This window comes from Neobacillus niacini (genome assembly GCF_019749295.1).
Classification (GTDB): domain Bacteria; phylum Bacillota; class Bacilli; order Bacillales; family Cytobacillaceae; genus Neobacillus; species Neobacillus niacini_D.
Genome location: NZ_JACWFG010000003.1, coordinates 334,092 through 352,488 on the forward strand (window position 1 = coordinate 334,092; position 18,397 = coordinate 352,488).

Annotated in this window: 20 protein-coding genes and 1 other annotated feature; of the genes, 1 reads left to right on the plus strand and 19 read right to left on the minus strand. The window is 36.8% G+C overall.

Going from position 1 to position 18,397, the window contains the following annotated elements:
• Window positions 1-9 precede the first annotated feature (9 nt).
• The 19 genes from dnaG to rpsU all read right to left on the minus strand — a co-directional run bounded on the left by dnaG (window position 10) and on the right by rpsU (window position 17,016).
• A complete protein-coding gene (gene dnaG / locus H0184_RS07520) occupies window positions 10-1,818 on the minus strand; it encodes a DNA primase (RefSeq protein WP_221823064.1) in 1,809 nt (602 codons plus the stop codon).
• Between the two features lie 713 nt (window positions 1,819-2,531).
• Window positions 2,532-3,341 (minus strand): pyruvate, water dikinase regulatory protein, encoded by an 810-nt coding sequence (locus tag H0184_RS07525; protein ID WP_221823065.1) that lies wholly within the window; start codon window positions 3,339-3,341, stop codon window positions 2,532-2,534.
• A gap of 66 nt (window positions 3,342-3,407) precedes the next feature.
• Window positions 3,408-4,043: a helix-turn-helix transcriptional regulator gene (locus H0184_RS07530; RefSeq protein ID WP_260631479.1), complete on the minus strand. Its 636-nt coding sequence runs from the start codon at window positions 4,041-4,043 to the stop codon at window positions 3,408-3,410.
• A gap of 63 nt (window positions 4,044-4,106) precedes the next feature.
• On the minus strand, window positions 4,107-5,489 hold the full coding sequence (locus tag H0184_RS07535; protein ID WP_221823066.1) for a glycine--tRNA ligase: 1,383 nt from the start codon (window positions 5,487-5,489) through the stop codon (window positions 4,107-4,109).
• Window positions 5,490-5,551: 62 nt separating this feature from the next.
• Window positions 5,552-5,737 (minus strand) — a binding site (T-box leader).
• Between the two features lie 49 nt (window positions 5,738-5,786).
• On the minus strand, window positions 5,787-6,539 hold the full coding sequence (gene recO / locus H0184_RS07540; RefSeq protein WP_221823067.1) for a DNA repair protein RecO: 753 nt from the start codon (window positions 6,537-6,539) through the stop codon (window positions 5,787-5,789).
• A gap of 31 nt (window positions 6,540-6,570) precedes the next feature.
• The gene (locus tag H0184_RS07545) at window positions 6,571-6,714 is read right to left on the minus strand and encodes a YqzL family protein (RefSeq protein ID WP_081954416.1); all 144 of its coding nucleotides are present in this window, start codon (window positions 6,712-6,714) and stop codon (window positions 6,571-6,573) included.
• A 162-nt stretch (window positions 6,715-6,876) separates the two neighbouring features.
• Window positions 6,877-7,794 carry a GTPase Era gene (era, locus tag H0184_RS07550; protein ID WP_221823068.1) on the minus strand — a complete coding sequence of 306 codons (918 nt, stop codon included), beginning with the start codon at window positions 7,792-7,794 and terminating at the stop codon, window positions 6,877-6,879.
• Window positions 7,784-8,185, minus strand: a complete 402-nt coding sequence (locus tag H0184_RS07555) for a cytidine deaminase (RefSeq protein WP_221823069.1) — start codon at window positions 8,183-8,185, stop codon at window positions 7,784-7,786. The genes era and H0184_RS07555 overlap by 11 nt, the downstream gene beginning before the upstream one ends.
• A 181-nt stretch (window positions 8,186-8,366) precedes the next feature.
• Complete coding sequence (locus tag H0184_RS07560; protein ID WP_221823071.1) at window positions 8,367-8,753, minus strand: diacylglycerol kinase family protein; 387 nt, start codon at window positions 8,751-8,753, stop codon at window positions 8,367-8,369.
• Entirely contained in the window at window positions 8,737-9,210 is a 474-nt protein-coding gene (gene ybeY / locus H0184_RS07565; protein ID WP_221823073.1) for an rRNA maturation RNase YbeY, read from the minus strand. The genes H0184_RS07560 and ybeY overlap by 17 nt, the downstream gene beginning before the upstream one ends.
• Window positions 9,207-11,375: an HD family phosphohydrolase gene (locus H0184_RS07570; RefSeq protein ID WP_221823075.1), complete on the minus strand. Its 2,169-nt coding sequence runs from the start codon at window positions 11,373-11,375 to the stop codon at window positions 9,207-9,209. Before H0184_RS07570 ends, ybeY begins: the two co-directional genes overlap by 4 nt.
• Before the next feature lie 190 nt (window positions 11,376-11,565).
• Entirely contained in the window at window positions 11,566-12,534 is a 969-nt protein-coding gene (locus H0184_RS07575) for a PhoH family protein (protein ID WP_221823076.1), read from the minus strand.
• Window positions 12,531-13,724, minus strand: a complete 1,194-nt coding sequence (yqfD, locus tag H0184_RS07580; protein WP_221823078.1) for a sporulation protein YqfD — start codon at window positions 13,722-13,724, stop codon at window positions 12,531-12,533. The genes H0184_RS07575 and yqfD overlap by 4 nt, the downstream gene beginning before the upstream one ends.
• Window positions 13,721-14,023, minus strand: coding sequence for a sporulation protein YqfC (yqfC, locus tag H0184_RS07585; RefSeq protein WP_221823080.1), 303 nt, complete (start codon window positions 14,021-14,023; stop codon window positions 13,721-13,723). Before yqfC ends, yqfD begins: the two co-directional genes overlap by 4 nt.
• A 95-nt stretch (window positions 14,024-14,118) precedes the next feature.
• The gene (locus H0184_RS07590) at window positions 14,119-14,559 is read right to left on the minus strand and encodes a hypothetical protein (RefSeq protein ID WP_221823082.1); all 441 of its coding nucleotides are present in this window, start codon (window positions 14,557-14,559) and stop codon (window positions 14,119-14,121) included.
• 39 nt (window positions 14,560-14,598) lie between these two features.
• Entirely contained in the window at window positions 14,599-15,564 is a 966-nt protein-coding gene (gene floA, locus H0184_RS07595) for a flotillin-like protein FloA (RefSeq protein WP_396953581.1), read from the minus strand.
• Window positions 15,565-15,618: 54 nt separating this feature from the next.
• Window positions 15,619-16,251, minus strand: coding sequence for an NfeD family protein (locus H0184_RS07600; protein ID WP_221823086.1), 633 nt, complete (start codon window positions 16,249-16,251; stop codon window positions 15,619-15,621).
• A gap of 129 nt (window positions 16,252-16,380) precedes the next feature.
• Window positions 16,381-16,827 carry a GatB/YqeY domain-containing protein gene (locus tag H0184_RS07605; RefSeq protein WP_221823088.1) on the minus strand — a complete coding sequence of 149 codons (447 nt, stop codon included), beginning with the start codon at window positions 16,825-16,827 and terminating at the stop codon, window positions 16,381-16,383.
• A 15-nt stretch (window positions 16,828-16,842) separates the two neighbouring features.
• On the minus strand, window positions 16,843-17,016 hold the full coding sequence (rpsU, locus tag H0184_RS07610; protein WP_075686208.1) for a 30S ribosomal protein S21: 174 nt from the start codon (window positions 17,014-17,016) through the stop codon (window positions 16,843-16,845).
• 213 nt (window positions 17,017-17,229) lie between these two features.
• Between rpsU and H0184_RS07615 the strand changes: the two genes are divergently transcribed.
• Complete coding sequence (locus H0184_RS07615) at window positions 17,230-18,159, plus strand: Na/Pi symporter (RefSeq protein WP_221823090.1); 930 nt, start codon at window positions 17,230-17,232, stop codon at window positions 18,157-18,159.
• The last annotated feature ends 238 nt before the right edge of the window (window positions 18,160-18,397 follow it).

Consider the following 18,397-nt stretch of genomic DNA (forward strand, 5'->3'; position numbering starts at 1 on the left):
AGTTGGAATCTATAGCGATTTACGCAATTGAATGATTTCATTCGCAATTGCAGCTGCTTTACTAAAATCACTTTGTCGCTCAGCTTCTTTTTGTTCCACTTCTTTTTCTTTTATCTTTAACAATTTTTGATAATTCAACACCTGTTTGATATAATCAGTTAATTCTTGACTGCTTATTTCTTCATTAATTGACATCATTTCAATATCAACGACTATTCTTCTAAGATTTTCATCTTGAATATAGGTTAAAAAAGCACTAGAGTCAGGTTTAACATGCTCTTCGTAAAAACCAATTAGATAAGTTATTATTGCCTGATGTTCATCAATGTTAAACGTATTACCCTGCAATAAATCCTGTACCTTATAGGCCATATCACGGTCCCTTAACATATGGGCAATCAATCGTCTTTCAGCATTGTAATGAGCAGGCTTTAGTTTATTTGCTGGTTTTACAACAATAGCAGGTTTATTTACAGGCTGTGTCTGCCCATTTGACTTCCGTTTTTCAGTGAAAAAGATTTGTTTTAGCTGCTGCTGTAAGGCATCAAGAGAAATTGAAAATTCTGAGGCAAGTTGCCGCAAATAATGATCTTTTTCAACAGCTTTTGTCAATTTACTTATTTCTTTAAGTATTGTTTCGATATAGGCAAGCCGATCTCCTTCTATTTGAAGATTTTTTCCTCTTCGAAAATAAAGAAATTTAAATGACATCCAGGTAAGGCTTGCGCCAATGACCTCATTACGAAACTTTTCTGGACCATTTTTCTTAATATATTCATCCGGATCTAGTCCATCAGACATCATAGCCACTTTTATGGTGCAACCAGCATCAATAAGCATATTCCCTGCTCTATAGGCAGCTTCAATACCTGCTTTATCTGAATCAAAACAAATCGTTATAGATTGGGTATTCTGCCGAATTAGTGTTATATGCTCTTCTGTCAAGGAAGTACCCATCGTGGCAATCCCATTTTCCACACCAGATTTGTCAGCAGCAATGACATCAGCGAATCCTTCAAAAAGAACACCTTGCTGCAATTTTCTAATACTTGGTTTGGCCAAATGAAAATTATATAAAATTTTACTTTTATTAAAAATTGCTGTCTCGGGACTATTTAAATATTTAGGCTCATCAGCCCCTAAGGATCTCCCAGAAAAAGCAATACTGTTTCCATTGCGGTCAAAAATTGGAAACATAATTCGATCCCGGAATCGATCAAAATAGGTTCCATCCCTTTCTCGTTTGATGATCAAACCGGCCTTTTCCATTATTTCTGGAGAAAAATCTCTCTTTGATAGAAATTTGTATACAAAATCCCATGAATTTAAGGAATAACCAATTTGAAACTTATCAATCGATTCTCGAGTAAAGCCTCTATTTAGTAAATACTCTAATGCATGTTGACCGTCTTTTGTATTTACCAATAAGTGATGATAGAATTTACACAATAGCTCATGCGCATCCAGCATTGACTGAATTTCCGGAGATACGCTCTTCCCCTTCCCACTCGCTGAGAAGTTTACTTGAAGATCAATATTAGCTTTTTCAGCTAATTTTACGGCAGCTTCTAGGAAGGATATTCCCTCCAGCTCCATCAAGAAAGAGAAAACATTTCCTCCCGCTCCGCAGCCGAAGCAATGATAAATTTGTTTATCGGTTGAAACGGAAAATGATGGGGAGTTTTCTCCATGGAAAGGACATAATCCGAAGTAATTTCGCCCTTGTTTTTTTAGTTGAACATACTCACTAATAATTTCAACAATATCAACAGACTGACGAATTTGATTAATTTTTTCTTCGGCAATCCGTTCTGCCATGAAAAACATCTCCAATTGTACTTATTCTGCAAAGAAATCTAAAATCCTGCATATTTCGACAAAATCACGATAATTTTCTTTCTTAAATTTTGCACGATCATCAGAATTAAAAGGTTTTGGCCTTTACCATAATATCCTGTGTAACAGTAATATCCCCCTTTGCAGTGGATTCATGATTTATTAGTCCGCAGCTTCTTTCCCGGAATCAACATATTCTTATGCAGTGTTACCATATGTAGTCTTATTGTTTCCATGTTGACCATAAGAAGCAATATAAAGAATTTACGGAAAATGTAGAAGCGATTTCGACAATTTCCTCTTTTATCGGGCATGAATCTGCAGCTACAAATATAGTTGGAATGTCACTTGCATAACTAATAATTCTACATTAATCCGCATATTCCTTCTTTGTAAAGCTAACTTTTTAAGTAAACTCGCCAATTGGCAAGGTCTTAAAGGCGGATTATGAGATAGTTCTACTTGTACATTCTAATTTTATAAACGGGAGATTTAAATTGCCCTAAAAAGACTTATGTCGAATTTTTTTCTTTAGGTTTCCTTGACATCTAACAATAAATAGTTTATTCGTATACATGCAAGTCTAAACCTAAAAGATTCATTTTTATCACAATTTTTTATTATAGTACATTCTTTTGTACTTTTCCAGACTTTTTTTACCCTTAAATGAAAAACACATAATCTAAGATTATGTGCTAGGACCTTCTTTTATGAAAGTAGTTTAGAATAACATTTGCGGTTTCTTCAACAGCCTTGTTCGTTACATCTATAACTGGACAATTAATTCTGTTTACTATCTTTTCAAAGAAGGTTAGTTCATCACGAATCCGTTCAATATTTGCATAGCTGGCCTGATCATTTAATCCTAAAGAAATTAACCTTTCACGCCTAATATTATTTAGTTTTTGCGGGCTTATTTTAAGTCCGAAGCATTTTTCTGCTGGAACCTTATATAATTCCTCAGGAGGATCCACTTCTGGAACAAGAGGAACATTTGCAACTTTTAAACGTTTCAAAGCCAAATATTGAGATAAAGGAGTTTTAGATGTTCTTGATACTCCGATTAAAACGATATCAGCTTTTAATATTCCCCTTGGATCACGTCCATCATCATATTTCACAGCAAACTCTATGGCCTCTACTTTTTTAAAATAATCTTCATCAAGTTTTCTTACGAGTCCTGGTTCACACAGAGGAGTTTTCCCGCTAAAGATTTGAATTTGGTCCATAATTGGCCCCATTAAATCTACAGCATATATTCCTGCTTCGTCTGCCTTTTCCTTCATATAAGAACGCATATCTGGTTTTACTAAAGTAAAAGCGATCATAGCGTGGTCCATTGTAACAAGTGAAACTACTTCATCAATATGCTCCTTATCTTCAACATAAGGGAATCTTTTCAACGTCATTCCTGATCCATTAAACTGGCTGATCGCCGCTTTTGTAACTAATTCAGCTGTTTCCCCCACTGAATCAGATACCACATATATGACAGGTGTAATCATTCTTCCTCAACAGCTCCTCTGGAAATACTAATATTTATTCTACATCCAGTCCTAGAGTGTGCCTTATCACTCATCACCCAGGGCAACAAATGCTTTTGTGATATTTGTTTTCGTAATTCTGCCAATTACTTCAAACCCTTTTTCAGACTGTCTGACTATAGGTAATGCGTCAATTTGTTTATCAATAAGTAATTTAGCAACGTCAATTAAGGAATCTTCCATTTCACACATCGTGATATTAGGCATTCTAGTCATAATGATGTTAATGGGAAGTGCTGTAAGCTCCTGTTTACCAATACTGGCTCTTAGCAAATCCTTTCTTGATAAAACACCAACTAGCAGTGAGTTTTGATCTACAACAAATAAGGTTCCCACATCTTCAAGGAACATTGTACAAATGGCATCATAAACTGAAACGTTCTCCTTCACGATAACAGGTAATGAATTATAATCCTTTACAAGGACCTTTTGAAGGTTTTCAGTCAAGAGCTGAGATCCTGATTTTCCTGTATAAAAATATCCCACGCGCGGCCTTGCGTCCAAATATCCAGCCATGGTTAATATTGATAAATCAGGCCTTAAGGTTGCTCTTGTTAAGTTTAACTGCTCAGCAATGTTCTCCCCTGTGATTGGTCCATTATCCTTCACAATCTGAATGATTAGTTCTTGGCGTTTGGTCAGTTCTATTTTTCTCACCACCATATTTAATCCAATATATTGGCTGCGCCAAACTCAGTAACTCTTTAACACAGCCAAATTTTATAATTAAAACATTATTTTTTCTTGGATGAATGTGACTAGTTCTGCTATTGGTACTCTTGTTTGTTTCATTGTGTCACGGTCTCTGATGGTAACCATTTTGTCTTCTTTTGAATCGAAATCATAGGTAATACAGAAAGGCGTACCAATTTCATCATGTCTGCGGTAACGTTTTCCGATTGAACCTGCTTCATCGTAATCTACGGAAAAATGCTTAGCTAATGTTTCAAAAACTTCTCTTGCTTCTTCTGAAAGTTTTTTAGACAATGGAAGAACGGCTGCTTTAAATGGTGCCAGTGCAGGATGGAAGTGCATAACAGTTCTTGATGTCCCATCCTCAAGCTGTTCTTCATCATAAGCATCAATTAAAAATGCTAATGTTACCCTGTCTGCACCTAAAGAAGGTTCAATACAGTATGGAATATATCTTTCATTTGTCTCTGGATCAATATAGTTGAAGTCTTCTCCCGAGAATTGCATGTGCTGCTTTAAATCATAATCCGTCCGAGATGCTACACCCCAAAGTTCTCCCCATCCAAATGGGAACTTATATTCAAAGTCAGTTGTCGCATTACTATAATGAGAAAGTTCATCCTCTGAATGATCACGAAGACGTAAATTTTCCTGATTTAACCCTAATGAATGAAGCCATTTCTCAGCAAAATTCTTCCAATAATCAAACCATGTTAATTCTTCCCCTGGCTTACAGAAAAATTCAAGCTCCATTTGCTCAAACTCACGAGTACGGAAAGTAAAGTTTCCAGGAGTAATTTCATTACGGAAGCTTTTTCCGATTTGGGCAATTCCAAATGGTAATTTCTTTCTCATTGTACGCTGAACGTTTTTAAAGTTAACAAAAATCCCTTGCGCCGTTTCAGGCCGCAGGAATATTTCATTTGCACTAGATTCTGTTACCCCCTGGAAAGTCTTAAACATTAAATTAAATTGGCGAATACTAGTAAAATCATGACTGCCGCAGTCTGGGCAGGCAATATTATGTTCTTTAACAAGCTCTTCCATTTTATCAAACGGAAGGCCGTCAACAATCACTTCCATCCCCTTTTCATCAAGGGCATTTTCTATTAACTTATCGGCACGATGACGTGCTTTACAGTTTTTACAATCCATCATTGGATCGTTAAAGTTTCCAATATGTCCAGATGCTTCCCAAGTTCTCGGGTTCATTAAAATGCTTGCATCCAAACCAACATTGTATGGAGATTCTTGAACAAATTTCTTCCACCATGCCTGTTTGATGTTGTTTTTAAATTCTACTCCCAGTGGACCGTAATCCCATGTATTTGCCAGTCCTCCGTAGATTTCTGAACCCGGAAAAATAAAACCTCTATGTTTCGCATGAGAAACAATTTGCTCCATTGATACTTTCATTTTGATTACTCCTCTTCATTAATGGTAAAATAAAAAACTCTCGTCGCTATGCTTATAATAAGCATAGGGACGAGAGTTACCCGCGGTTCCACCCTATTTGCTGCAAGTTTCAAGCAGCCTCTTTTATGTGTCATTACACATGATATGCTCCAGAACGCCCTTCCTTAGGTCCCTATTCCCTAGCTCACACCATCCTAGGTTCGCTTTTATAGAGATTGCCAAGTACTTTTTTCTATCAACGCATCTATATTATTAAAACACATCATATCGAAATCTAAATTAAAAGTCAATCATTCACTATAATTGATTACGAAACTTTTCCATTGACTGGATAAATTTCTTAGTTTTTAGATAAAGGCCTGAATATTCCTCATAGTATGCTGAAATTACTGTTTTTAACTCATTCTTAGTTTCCTGCTTAACAGAGATATTTCCTAGTCTTGAAAGATCAATAAAATAAAATAACCGTAATAATTTTACAGATGATGGCGATAATTTATAATGGTATGGATCCTTATGTAAACATCGGTGACATATAAAGCCGCCTTCACGTATAGAAAAAGAAAAAGATCCGTCTGTGCTGCCGCAAACGGAACATTGATTAAGAATTGGATATAATCCCAAAACATCAAGCATTTTCATATCGTAAATATTCATAAGAATGTCCGGATCGTAGCCTTCATTCATATAATTTAACGTTTGAAACAGCAATTCGAAATGATAGGGATTAGGTTTTTTATCTTCTGTACACTTATCAGTTAATTCAACAATATAACTAGCATAAGCTGTTAGGAAAATATCTTCACCAATCCCCCGAAAACTTGTTATCATTTCACCTTGCTGAACACTTCCTAACCCAGTTCCTCTTTGGACTAGAAAGTAACCGTGGGTAAAAAGCTGGGTAATGGAGGATAGCCGGCTGTTTGGCTTTTTAGCTCCTCTAGCCATAACGCCGATTTTCCCCCATTCCCTTGTGTATAGGGTAATGATTTTATTGGTCTCACCATAATCTGTAGTTCTAATGACGATGCCTTCACATTTTTGGAGCATTGCTGTCACCATCCCGATACATTAGACAAACTTATGAAACGGGAAAATCCATTTGCGCTAGATCTTCATTCTGATTTCCGGGTATTTCTTGGTTTTCCTTCTCAAGCTCTTTATAGAGAAGATAAGTGTCAATATTACCTGTCTGTAGGAATACTTTCCACGTAAAATCCATCATCGAAAACCCCACCTTTCATGATATAGACTAGCCTTTTAAAGAATCCCAAACCTTACAATTATCATAGCCTGCCTGCTCAAAAATCATAAGACGAAAATTTTGTTAATGTTGTCCATGCATAATTTTATATAAAACGTAATAATTTAATTAGGGTTTTAGAAACTAGTATTCATCTTCATTAAAGCCAAAATCGCGTAGCTGGGACATTTTATTACGCCAATCCTTTTGAACTTTAACCCAAAGCTCTAAGAAAACTTTTGAGCCTAAAAGATTTTCAATATCTACTCGGGCTCGTTTCCCAATCTCTTTGAGCATACCCCCTTGTTTCCCAATAATAATACCTTTTTGAGAGTCTCTCTCGACAATAACAGTTGCCATTACATGAATGATATCCTTCCCTTTTTGCCGTTCAATTTTATCAAGGACAACAGCAAGAGAGTGAGGAATTTCTTCACGAGTTAAGTGCAGCGCTTTCTCACGTATTAATTCAGTGATTATAAATCTTTCTGGGTGATCGGTTACCTGATCCGCCGGATAATACTGTGGACCTTCAGGTAAATAAACTTTAATTTGTTCTAATAATCGTTCCACATTATTTCCTTCAAGTGCTGAAATGGGAACAATTTCTTTAAAAGGATACTTTTCTTTATATGATTCAATCAGCGGAAGTAATGCATCCGGGTGTATCTGGTCAATTTTATTTATAACAAGGAAGATAGGTGTGCTGACACTTTGGAATTTTTCAAGAATGAATTCCTCGCCACGGCCAAATCCTTCCTCAGCATTTACCATAAATAGGATTAAATCAACTTCTTTTAATGTGTTTTGTGCAACCTTCATCATAAAATCGCCTAGTTTATGCTTTGGCTTATGAATACCTGGAGTGTCAATAAAAACCATTTGGGTATCATCTAACGTTAATACACCCTGGATTTTGTTACGAGTGGTCTGTGGTTTATCACTCATAATAGCAATTTTCTGACCTATAACCCGGTTTAGAAATGTTGACTTCCCTACATTTGGACGTCCAATAATTGAGATGAAACCTGATTTATAACCTTTATTATCATTACTCAGCATGTAAATCCTCCGGGGAAAAGGCACCTGGAAGTAACTCAGCAACAGTAATTTCTAAGATATCACCTTTTAAGTTTGTTAGAACGACCTTCATGTCTTGTGGACATAGTTCCGAAATAACCTGCCGGCATGCACCACAAGGCGAGCATGGGCGATCAGTATCAGCAACCACTGCAAGCATTCTAAAGTCTCGATCACCTTCTGAATAAGCTTTAAACAATGCTGTACGTTCAGCGCAATTGCACATACTATAAGCGGCATTTTCAATGTTGCATCCATGATATACTTTTCCATCTGTTGTTAATAGAGCAGCTCCTACTTGAAAATTAGAGTAAGGAACATAGGCTTTTTCTCTTGCTTTCTTTGATTCTTCGATCAATGTCTCGATGTTCAAAGTTCAATCTTCCCTTCCAGCAGAATTCCTGCCGCTTTCTTTATTTTACCCTAAAAATGTCACAAAATCATCACTTGTAGCGAAAAAGTAACAATAAAATTTGAATTTTCTCAAAAATCAACTAATTTACCCATACCAGCAAAAAGCTGATAAGTTATTGTACCGAATTCATAATTTTATTTCAAATCCATCTGTTTAACAAATTAAGAACATGTGGCAAAAAGACTAGGATTCCAATAATTACTGCCATGATTGCATATATAAAAACAGCTCCTGCAGCAACATCCTTTGCCTGTTTGGCTAGTGGATGGTACTCAACAGTAATTAAATCCACTACTCGTTCGATAGCTGTATTTATTAGTTCTAATGAGAAAATCCCGCCAATTGCTATTAGGATAAATAACCACTCTATTTTACTTATTGAAAAAAAAACCGCACACAAAATTACCAGCACAGATACAACAAAATGGATGCGCATATTTCTTTCTGACCAAAGAGCCGTCTTTATTCCTGTAATAGCAAAAGCAAATGACTTCCATAAACGAATACGTTTATCTTGTAAGTCCATACTGCTCTAATAATTCCTTTTGTCTAGAGAACATTTTTTCCTCATCTGCTTTTTCCATATGATCGTAACCTAATAGATGGAGAAAGCCGTGAACGGATAAAAACCCTAACTCACGTAAAAATGAATGCCCATATTCTTTTGCCTGCTCTTCTGCCTTAGTTACAGATATAATTATATCCCCTAAGACACGAGGCTGCTCGGCCCCAATCAACTCTATTTCACCCTCTCCAAGCTCTTCCATCGCAAATGAAATAACATCCGTGGGTGCGTCTTTTTCTCTGTACTCACGGTTGATCTCGTGAATTCTTTCATTGGAAACAAAAGTAACAGAAACCTCACTATCGTCTTCAACATTTTCTTTATCAGCCGCAAAATTTAATAGCTTTTCGATTACATCTAATTGTTCGGCAGATAGTTGATCTGTTTCATCTACTAAATCAATTATCAACTTATTCATATTTGAACCACCTTCTTCGTCATTTCTGGGTACTCTATTCTTGAGTGAAAAATGCCCTTTAAGGTTTCACAAAAAGAATGGGAAACCGTTTCTAATTCTTTTAATGTTAAGTCGCATTCATTTAATTGCCCATCCTGCAGGCGGTCAGCAACAATCTTTTTAACGAGTGATTCTATTGTTTCAGGTGTAGGCTGGTTAAGGGATCTAACAGCCGCTTCCACGCTGTCAGCAATACCTACAACAGCTGATTCTTTTGTTTGTGCTTTTGGACCTGGATAGCGATAATCCTCTTCCTTTACGTCTTGTCCATCTTGTATGGCCTTATGGTAAAAGAATTTTAAAAGTGTAGTCCCGTGATGTTGTTCAGCGATTTGAATAATTTCCTTAGGCATATTGTATTTTTTTAAAATCGCTGCCCCATCGGTCACGTGTGAGATAATAATATTAGCACTTTTATCAGGCGGCAATCGATCATGCGGGTTGTCGAGATGCATTTGGTTTTCTATGAAAAAGTTTGGACGTTTGGTTTTACCAATATCATGGTAATAACAGCCAACCCTAGCAAGCAAACCATTTGCACCGATTGCTTCGCAGGCTGCGTCAGCTAGATTTGCAACCATAACACTATGGTGATAGGTTCCAGGTGCTTCCATTAAAATTCTCCTCAGAAGCGGGTGATTGGGGTTGGACAGCTCAATCAACTTCATCGTTGATAGAATTCCAAAGCTTGTCTCAAAGAATGGTAATAATCCCATTGTCAATACAGCTGAACCAATACCTGAAAAAATGGCTGTTAAGATATAATACCCATATTCCAATCCTGAAAATTGTCCATTTGGCAGAAACATGAGTGCCCAAATGGTGAAAAGATTTACAGCAGCTGCAAATGATCCTGCTTGAAGGATTTTAGAGCGCTGATTTTGATCACTTAAAAAAAGCACGCCTGCGAGAGCACTAAATAATATGTAAATACCCACTGAAAAATTTAGTGTTCCTGAAACACCTTCATTAAATAAAACACTTCCGAAAATCGAGAAGATGATTGATGAAAGAATGGCGAGTTTTTCATCGATTAAAATCTTAATCAGCATTCCACCCATAGCGGCCGGAAATAAATAACCAATTCCTGAATAATTAAAAATTTGAAGCATACTGATAATCTTCAAAATAAAAAACGTTAGGATAAAAACGATGCCAAATAAGAGAAGATTTGTCTGTCTCTTTTCAAGCTGCTCCTTCATTTGATAGAAATAATAATAAAGGGATGAAAGAATAATCGAAATTAAGATAATTAAACCAATAAAAGGTTTATACGATTGTTTGTTATCTAAGAGACCAACAAGCTCCAGCTGTCGATATTCTTCCTGACGAATTAATTTACCCTCTTCAATAATAATTTGTCCTTGCAGAATTTTTACAGGCTCAACTGATTCAGCTGCTTGCTTACGAAGTTCTTCAGTCGCTTCTGGATCATAAAACTCATTCTGAATGACAGCATACCTGCCTAATTCAATGGCTGCATTCTTTAAATCACCATTCAAAGTCGTGAATTTGAGCTCTTCCTCTAAACTTTTTTTTGCATTTTCAACATCGTCAGCAGAAATCCGTTTGCTCATTACATTGTTAATGGCTGTCACTGTTAAATCTTTGGCAATCGATAATTCATCATTACTAGCTTGCACAAGTGCGGTAAAGACACGTTCAGATAAGTCTTTAATTACACGATCAGTTAATTTTGCCTTAAGCATCATTACTTCTTCTTCGATGTTAGGTTCGATTACCTCTAACGGGTCTTCATCCAATATATTTTGTTTTTTTATTTCATCCTCAATTTCATCATTTACCTCTGAAGCCGAGTCAAATATAGAGCTGACTAAATCTACTTGATTAGAGGAGTATTCTTTTTTTAACGTATAGACGTCCTGTACTTGATCCAATGACTCTTGACGTTTTTTCTCTGTACTAACTTTGTCCTCAACCGTCGCTGGAGAGCGGATGGTCTTATCGGCTACAGTTAATAAACTTATATCAAGTTTCTCCGGCTTTACGTTTCCATACAGAGAAATAAATAATATTACACCTAAAACTACAAAAACAATCACTCTGAAGAAGGTATAATCGAGCAGCTTTTTTATTTGAATTAAGTATTGCTGAATTTTTTTCAACTAACTCCCCCCAAAGCCATAAAAAATAAACCATAATCACACATGTAAACCCGCTTCATGTAAAATGATAACAGTTTTTTCCTGAAGTTTCACCCTCTAATAAAAATAGGTTCATTTTTTAGATTGCTTAATTACGGTTATATGGCAAAAGGGATAAACCATTGGACGGTTTATCCCTTAAAACTTTGCTTTAGTTTTGCAGCGGCTTCTTTTCGTATGCCTCAATAATCCTGCCGACTAATGGGTGACGGACTACATCACTTTGTTCTAGAAAGACAAAGGAAAGTCCATTTACACCCAACAAGATTTTTTCAGCAGCTATGAGCCCTGATTTCGCACCTTTAGGTAAATCAATTTGTGTCTGGTCACCAGTAATAACCATTTTCGAACCAAAACCTAATCTGGTTAAAAACATCTTCATTTGAGCATGAGTCGTATTTTGGGCCTCGTCTAAAATAACGAAGGCGTCATCTAATGTCCGACCTCTCATATAGGCTAATGGCGCGATTTCAATCGTTCCACGTTCTATTAGCCTTTGAGTATGTTCTGCACCTAATACGTCATTCAGAGCGTCATATAACGGGCGTAAATATGGATCGACCTTTTCCTTTAAATCACCTGGTAAAAATCCAAGGCTTTCACCAGCTTCTACCGCAGGCCTTGTTAGAATAATTTTATTTACTTGTCCATTCTTTAATGCATTAACGGCCATAACCACGGCCAAATACGTTTTACCAGTACCTGCTGGTCCGATCCCAAATACAAGGTCGTTTTGCCTTATAGCCATTATATATTGTCTTTGTCCAAGCGTCTTAATTCTGATACTCTTTCCCTTTACATTCTTTGCAATTTCCTCATCATAAAGGTTGTCAAAGTAATCGAGAGTACCTTTTTGTGCCATTTGAATAGCAGACAAAACATCCCTTTGGCTAATGGTAACACCTTTTCGAATAACAAAAATAAGTTTGTCTAATATCTGCCCGGCGAGTACGACTCTTTCCTCATCGCCTGATAGGCTGACAGATTCTCCTCTTGTGACAATTGAAACTTCAAGCTCTTCTTCAATTATTTTTAAATTTGCATCAGCATTGCCAATGAGGGCAATCGCTTCTGTTGGATTTTCTAATTGTACATTAATTGTTTTTAACTTTACTGTCATTCAGGAGTCTCCTTGGGTATTGGTTGTCCAACCGCAATATTTTCGATAATCTTAAAGTGGATATCTAGGATAACTTTACCATTTTTCAACTCTTTGTGTAAAATTTTTTCATCTTTTATTATAGCTTCTTCATCTACTTCATTTTTTATTTTATTTTTTGCTAAATCAATCGCAATTTTTTCTGCTTCCTTTTTTGTATATGTTCGGGTCACTTCTTCGCGAGCTCTTAATGTTTCATTACCAATGGAAATCGGCAGCTCCCATTTGAGAAAATGAATACTCTTCACGTTTTTATCTGACTCATATTCCTTGAATTCCGGTTCCCCAAATCCCCAAATAGGAATTTCTAAATTTCCTAAGATGATCGAATGCTTTCGCTTTTCCTGACCATTAAATACAAAGAAATTCGTTTCTAACGGGAGTTCAACATGGCTTCTATACCATGTTTCACCCCAAACCTCTCCAACTGCGGCAACTTGCTGTGTCTGCCCTTCCTTTCCAATTACACCAGAAACAAGGACTTGGCCTGGTTGCACATGATCATTTATGTCTACCTTTTTCTGTCCGGTTTCAACAAACATGGATGAAATAACGGCTTTCTTTTTTGCCACAAGATTTCTTGGTGCAAGCTGCTCCGGCTTTTCCGGCTCCTTTTTCTCGACTACTTGAAGATGATAGGTTGTCCCTTTTAACTCCACACCAACCCATGTAAGGTTCCCGATATTATTTGTTAAGTTTCTTTGAATTCCTTCAACATTATCCACAAAAAATTGGACCTTTCCAATCTTAACACCCATCTTGTCCAATTCTTTACGAATTTGATACTCTGTTGCAGGCTTTGCCCCTTTAATTTCAATTCCCCAGATGACATTCGATAAAAACATAATAATCAATAAAAATAGAATAGCTCCACCGATAAACCCGCTATTTTTCAATAAGCGTTTAAATAAAAAAGGCATTCCTGCCCTCTTTAAGAATGTAATGGAGCATTCTTTTTCTCTTGCATATTTTCTAATTTTTAAAGCATCTGCGAGTCTCATTGTAAACGTTACCGTTTCAGTTCCATGTCGTTTTACATTCCAAATATTCAAGCCGTTCCTAATTAGGACGTTTAAGAATCTTTCTATTCCTCTTCCCGACACTCTGACCGTTACTTTACCAGATAAAAATTCGATCCATTGGTTTTTCATTTTGTTCCTCCTGGATTTTCATTTATATAAAGGACCTGATCAATTTTTCCCTCAAGTAAAATCTCTTCAGGCAATATCGTTTTTATCACGAAAGAATTCCCTCTTATTTGCAATTGCCCCTGTTTTAACAACAGACGTAATTCTTTATCTGTGAAAGTAATCAAGCCTCTATGATTTTCAATGTAAATATGGATTTGTCCAATCATCGTGATTCGAGGTAAATCCATCATGACATCTTGAGGAAGATCCATTTTTTGTGCCATCCAGTTCCGGACACGCAGGCCCCATTTTTTTGCCATAAAAAAAGAACCCCCTTTCATCTCATATTTATGAAATGAAAGAAGGTTCTAGCACATCTTTTTCTATTTATCGTTAGGCTTGTAAAAAAATAGCTTTATCTTTTTCTTGAGAAATATGGTTTTTTAGCCCGTGGTTCACCTAGGATTTCCGCCCAAATAATCCCATTAATGATCGTTTTTTCATCAGGTCTGTCTAATGGAACATTGTCGGGCTCACTTTGTATTCTGGAAACTTTAAGGGGCTGCGGCTGACTTACTTGCATTCTATCAACCTCAGGCTTTTGCTTTAACTCTTGGAATTTCTCCTGGATAGAGTTATGTTGTATATCAGCGCTCTGCTGCTTTACAGGCTGCCCTGTAGAGATTTGTCCCGTTTTCTTTGGGATACTATCCATCTGAAGTTCAACCATTTTTCGAAAATCATCAAAACCTTTTCCCGAAAAAGGCTTGTTACGTCCAGGATTATTCTTCCCCTTTCCTTTACCAAAGATCGAGGAGAGAATTCCAACGATGATTAAAAATATTATTGTTTCCAAGGTGCCATCCCTCCTTTATAGGATTTTCCAAATGGAGGATTATTTTTCGTCTTTGTTATCGCCTGTCATTTTTCCAATTGAGCCGCGCATCTCCGTATCAGCAGAAATATTTTTATAATTCATATACTCCATCACACTGATATTACCAGATTTTAATGCTTCTGCCATAGCCAACGGCACCTCTGCCTCGGCCTCGACAACCTTTGCTCTCATTTCTTCTACTTTGGCTTTCATTTCCTGCTCTGTTGCGACAGCCATAGCCCTTCGTTCTTCAGCTTTTGCTTGAGCAATTTTCTTATCAGCCTCAGCTTGTTCCGTCTGTAGTTCAGCACCGATATTTCTTCCTAAATCAACGTCAGCAATATCAATTGATAAAATTTCAAAAGCAGTACCAGAATCTAATCCTTTAGCCAAGACTGTTTGCGATATAAGTTCAGGACTCTCGAGTACTTTACTATGGTCGAGTGAGGAACCAATCGTTGAAATGACGCCTTCACCTACACGTGCTACGACAGTATCTTCACCTGCACCACCGACAAGACGGTCGATATTTGCACGTACTGTAATTCTCGCTTTTGCTTTTACTTCAATTCCGTTCATGGCAACACCTGCAATAAACGGAGTTTCAATGACTTTAGGGTTAACACTCATTTGTACCGCTTCTAATACATCTCGTCCTGCTAAATCAATTGCGGCACAGCGTTCAAAGGATAACTCAATATTTGCACGATGGGCAGCAATTAAAGCATTGACCACTCTATCCACGTTACCACCTGCTAGGTAATGACTTTCAAGCTGATTCGTTGTAACATTCAGCCCAGCCTTATGTGCTTTTATCAGCGGATTTACTACTCGACTCGGTGTAACACGTCTGAGTCTCATCCCTACTAATGTGAAAATACTGATTCTAACCCCTGCAGCCAATGCCGAAATCCAAAGCATTACCGGAACAAATGATAATAATATTCCGAGAAAAATTAGCGCAACAACAATAATACCAATCATAAACAAACTTCCACTTGTTAATTCCATAGCGCTTACCTCCTAGTTAGTAACCTATTATACTTTTCTGACTACGATTCGTACTCCTTCAACCTTTACCACAGTAATTTTAGCATTTTGATCAATAAAATCGCCTTCACTTACAACATCTATTCTTTCATTATTAAAAACCGCTGTACCAGATGGTCTTAAGACAGTCAATGCGATACCTTCTTTACCTAATAAATCTGTACGATTTACATTAGATACGTAGCCATCTTCTTTTTTAGCTGTATCAAACAGAATCATTCGATTAAATAAAACCATTTTTTTGCGCAGGACCTTAATCATAAAAAATAAGACTGCGATGGAAATTGAAATGGCAATAAAAATGGAGATTCCCATATTCAATGGATTTTCTCCTGCTAGAAAAAGGCTCGCTATTAATGCTGCCAATCCTAGTGTGCCTGAAATAGCTCCTGGAAGAAAAAATTCTAAAAAAATCAGCATAATCCCAACCGCAAACAACATAATGGTTCCAAAACCGGCAAGACCAGCTTGAAAATGTCCGTAAAAGAAAAGAAGTAGTGCAAATAAACCTATAAACCCTGAAATTCCGAACTTTGAAGAAAACAACTCATAAACAATAGCTGCTCCTGCAATCGTTAATAGCAGTGTAACAACAATCGGGTTTGTTAAAAACTCTATCATAATTACCCTCCCTCCCATGTCGACACTATACATACGTTTCATAATCATTTAAGTTTCATTTTTCGTCTATCTTTGTAACAAAATGAAAAACCGCAAGCTAAACGCTTGCGGTTTTGGTTGTCAGAATAATTATGAAAGGTGTTGTTGTACGTATTTATTAACAAGTGAACCATCTGCTTTACCTTTTACTTTTGGCATGATGGCAGCCATCACTTTTCCCATATCCGCTTTTGATCTTGCACCGACTTCAGAGATTGTTTCTTTAACAATATCTGACAACTCTTCTTCGGAAAGCTGCTTCGGTAAATACAGTTCGACGATAGCCAATTCTGCACGCAATTTATCAACAAGGTCTTGACGACCTGCTTTATCAAATTCATGGAGGGATTCTTTGCGTTGCTTTACTTCGCGAGAAAGGATAGTTAACTCAGTTTCTTCGGAAAGCTCATTTGTTCCAAGCTTAATCGCTTCATTTTGCAATGAAGCTTTTACCATCCGAATCGTTATGAGTTTGTCTTTTTCCTTATTTTTCATCGCTTGTTTCATGTCACTATTTAAACGCTCGAGAAGACTCATTAATTACACCCTCTCTTAGAACTTACGTTTTCTTGCTGCTTCAGACTTTTTCTTACGCTTTACACTTGGCTTTTCGTAGAATTCGCGCTTTCTTGCCTCTTGCAAAGTACCAGTTTTTGATACTGTACGTTTGAAGCGACGAAGAGCATCTTCAAGCGATTCGTTTTTCTTAACGACGGTTTTAGACATTCTCTTTCCCTCCCTCCGAAACACAACACACTTACATTCAATCCATGTACCTTGCAATTATAATATATCATAGAAACAAGGTCAACTGTATTTCTAGAGTTGAATCAAGCTTTTGATATTTTTATTCATTAATTCACAATTTATTGAACAACACACCATAAATTTGGCATGTCCTCCTCCCTAAGGCATACAATTAAGAGAGGGGTGAAAGACATGCTATACATAATATTATTTATATTATTTATCTTATTATTTATCTTCGGCATGACCATAATAAGGTTTGGATTATTTAATTTGTCAGGGAATAAATTAAAAGGATGGCTGACAAAGTTAACAAGTACACCACTAAAAGGTATGGTGACGGGCACCTTCGTTACTGCATTATTACAAAGCAGTTCAGCTGTCATGGTCATTACGATTGGGTTAATTTCAGCAAAAATCATGACGTTCCCGCAATCAATTGGAATTATATTGGGGACAAATATTGGTACAACCTTTAAAACTGAGCTTATAACCTTTAACCTAGATAAAGTGTTAGTACCTCTCGCTATTATTGGAGCTTTACTTACCTTTTTTAAACCAATAAAGATTAGAAGTATTGGAATGGTCACCTTTGGAATCGCCTCAGTCTTTACAGCAATGAAAGGCTTTGAGCTCTTAGCTCAACCATTGACTGGACTCCCATTTATCAATAATTTTATCCTCTCTATTAATGACAATATCTTACTAAGTATTTTAACTGGAGCATTGATTACTGCCATTATTCAATCAAGTACAGCTATGACAGGTATAACCATGGGTTTTTTAACTGCAGGTCTTCTTCATCTTGATGCTGGAATCGCAATCGTATTCGGGGCCAATATTGGGACATGTATTACAGCACTAATCGCTTCAATTGGAGGCGGGAAAGAATCTAGACTGGCAGCCTTTGCTCACGTTTGGCTCAATGTAGCCGGTGTTTTACTCTTTACCCCCTTCATTCCGTACTTGTCGGAAAATGCCCATTTATTAGCAGACGAAAAAATGATTCAATTAGCACATATTAGTGTGATATTTAATGTTGTCTCCTCGATAATCGTTCTGCCTTTCGCCACAAAATTTGGTGAAATGATCCTGAAAGTACATGGCGGAAAAATTAAATAATACCAAAAAAGACGGCCATGGCCGTCTTTTGGCTGTCGAGAATAGTCCCGACAGCCTTTATTTTTTATAACTTTAACCATGTACTGCATTCTTTAAAATAGGTGGCACATACGCTTTGTCCCCAAGACCCTGGATTAAGGACTAATCCTTCTCGAGGCATGAATGATTTGTCTTCAAGACCCAGATTGAGGACTAATCATTCCGGCTGAGCAAACGATTTGTCCTCAAGACCCTGGAT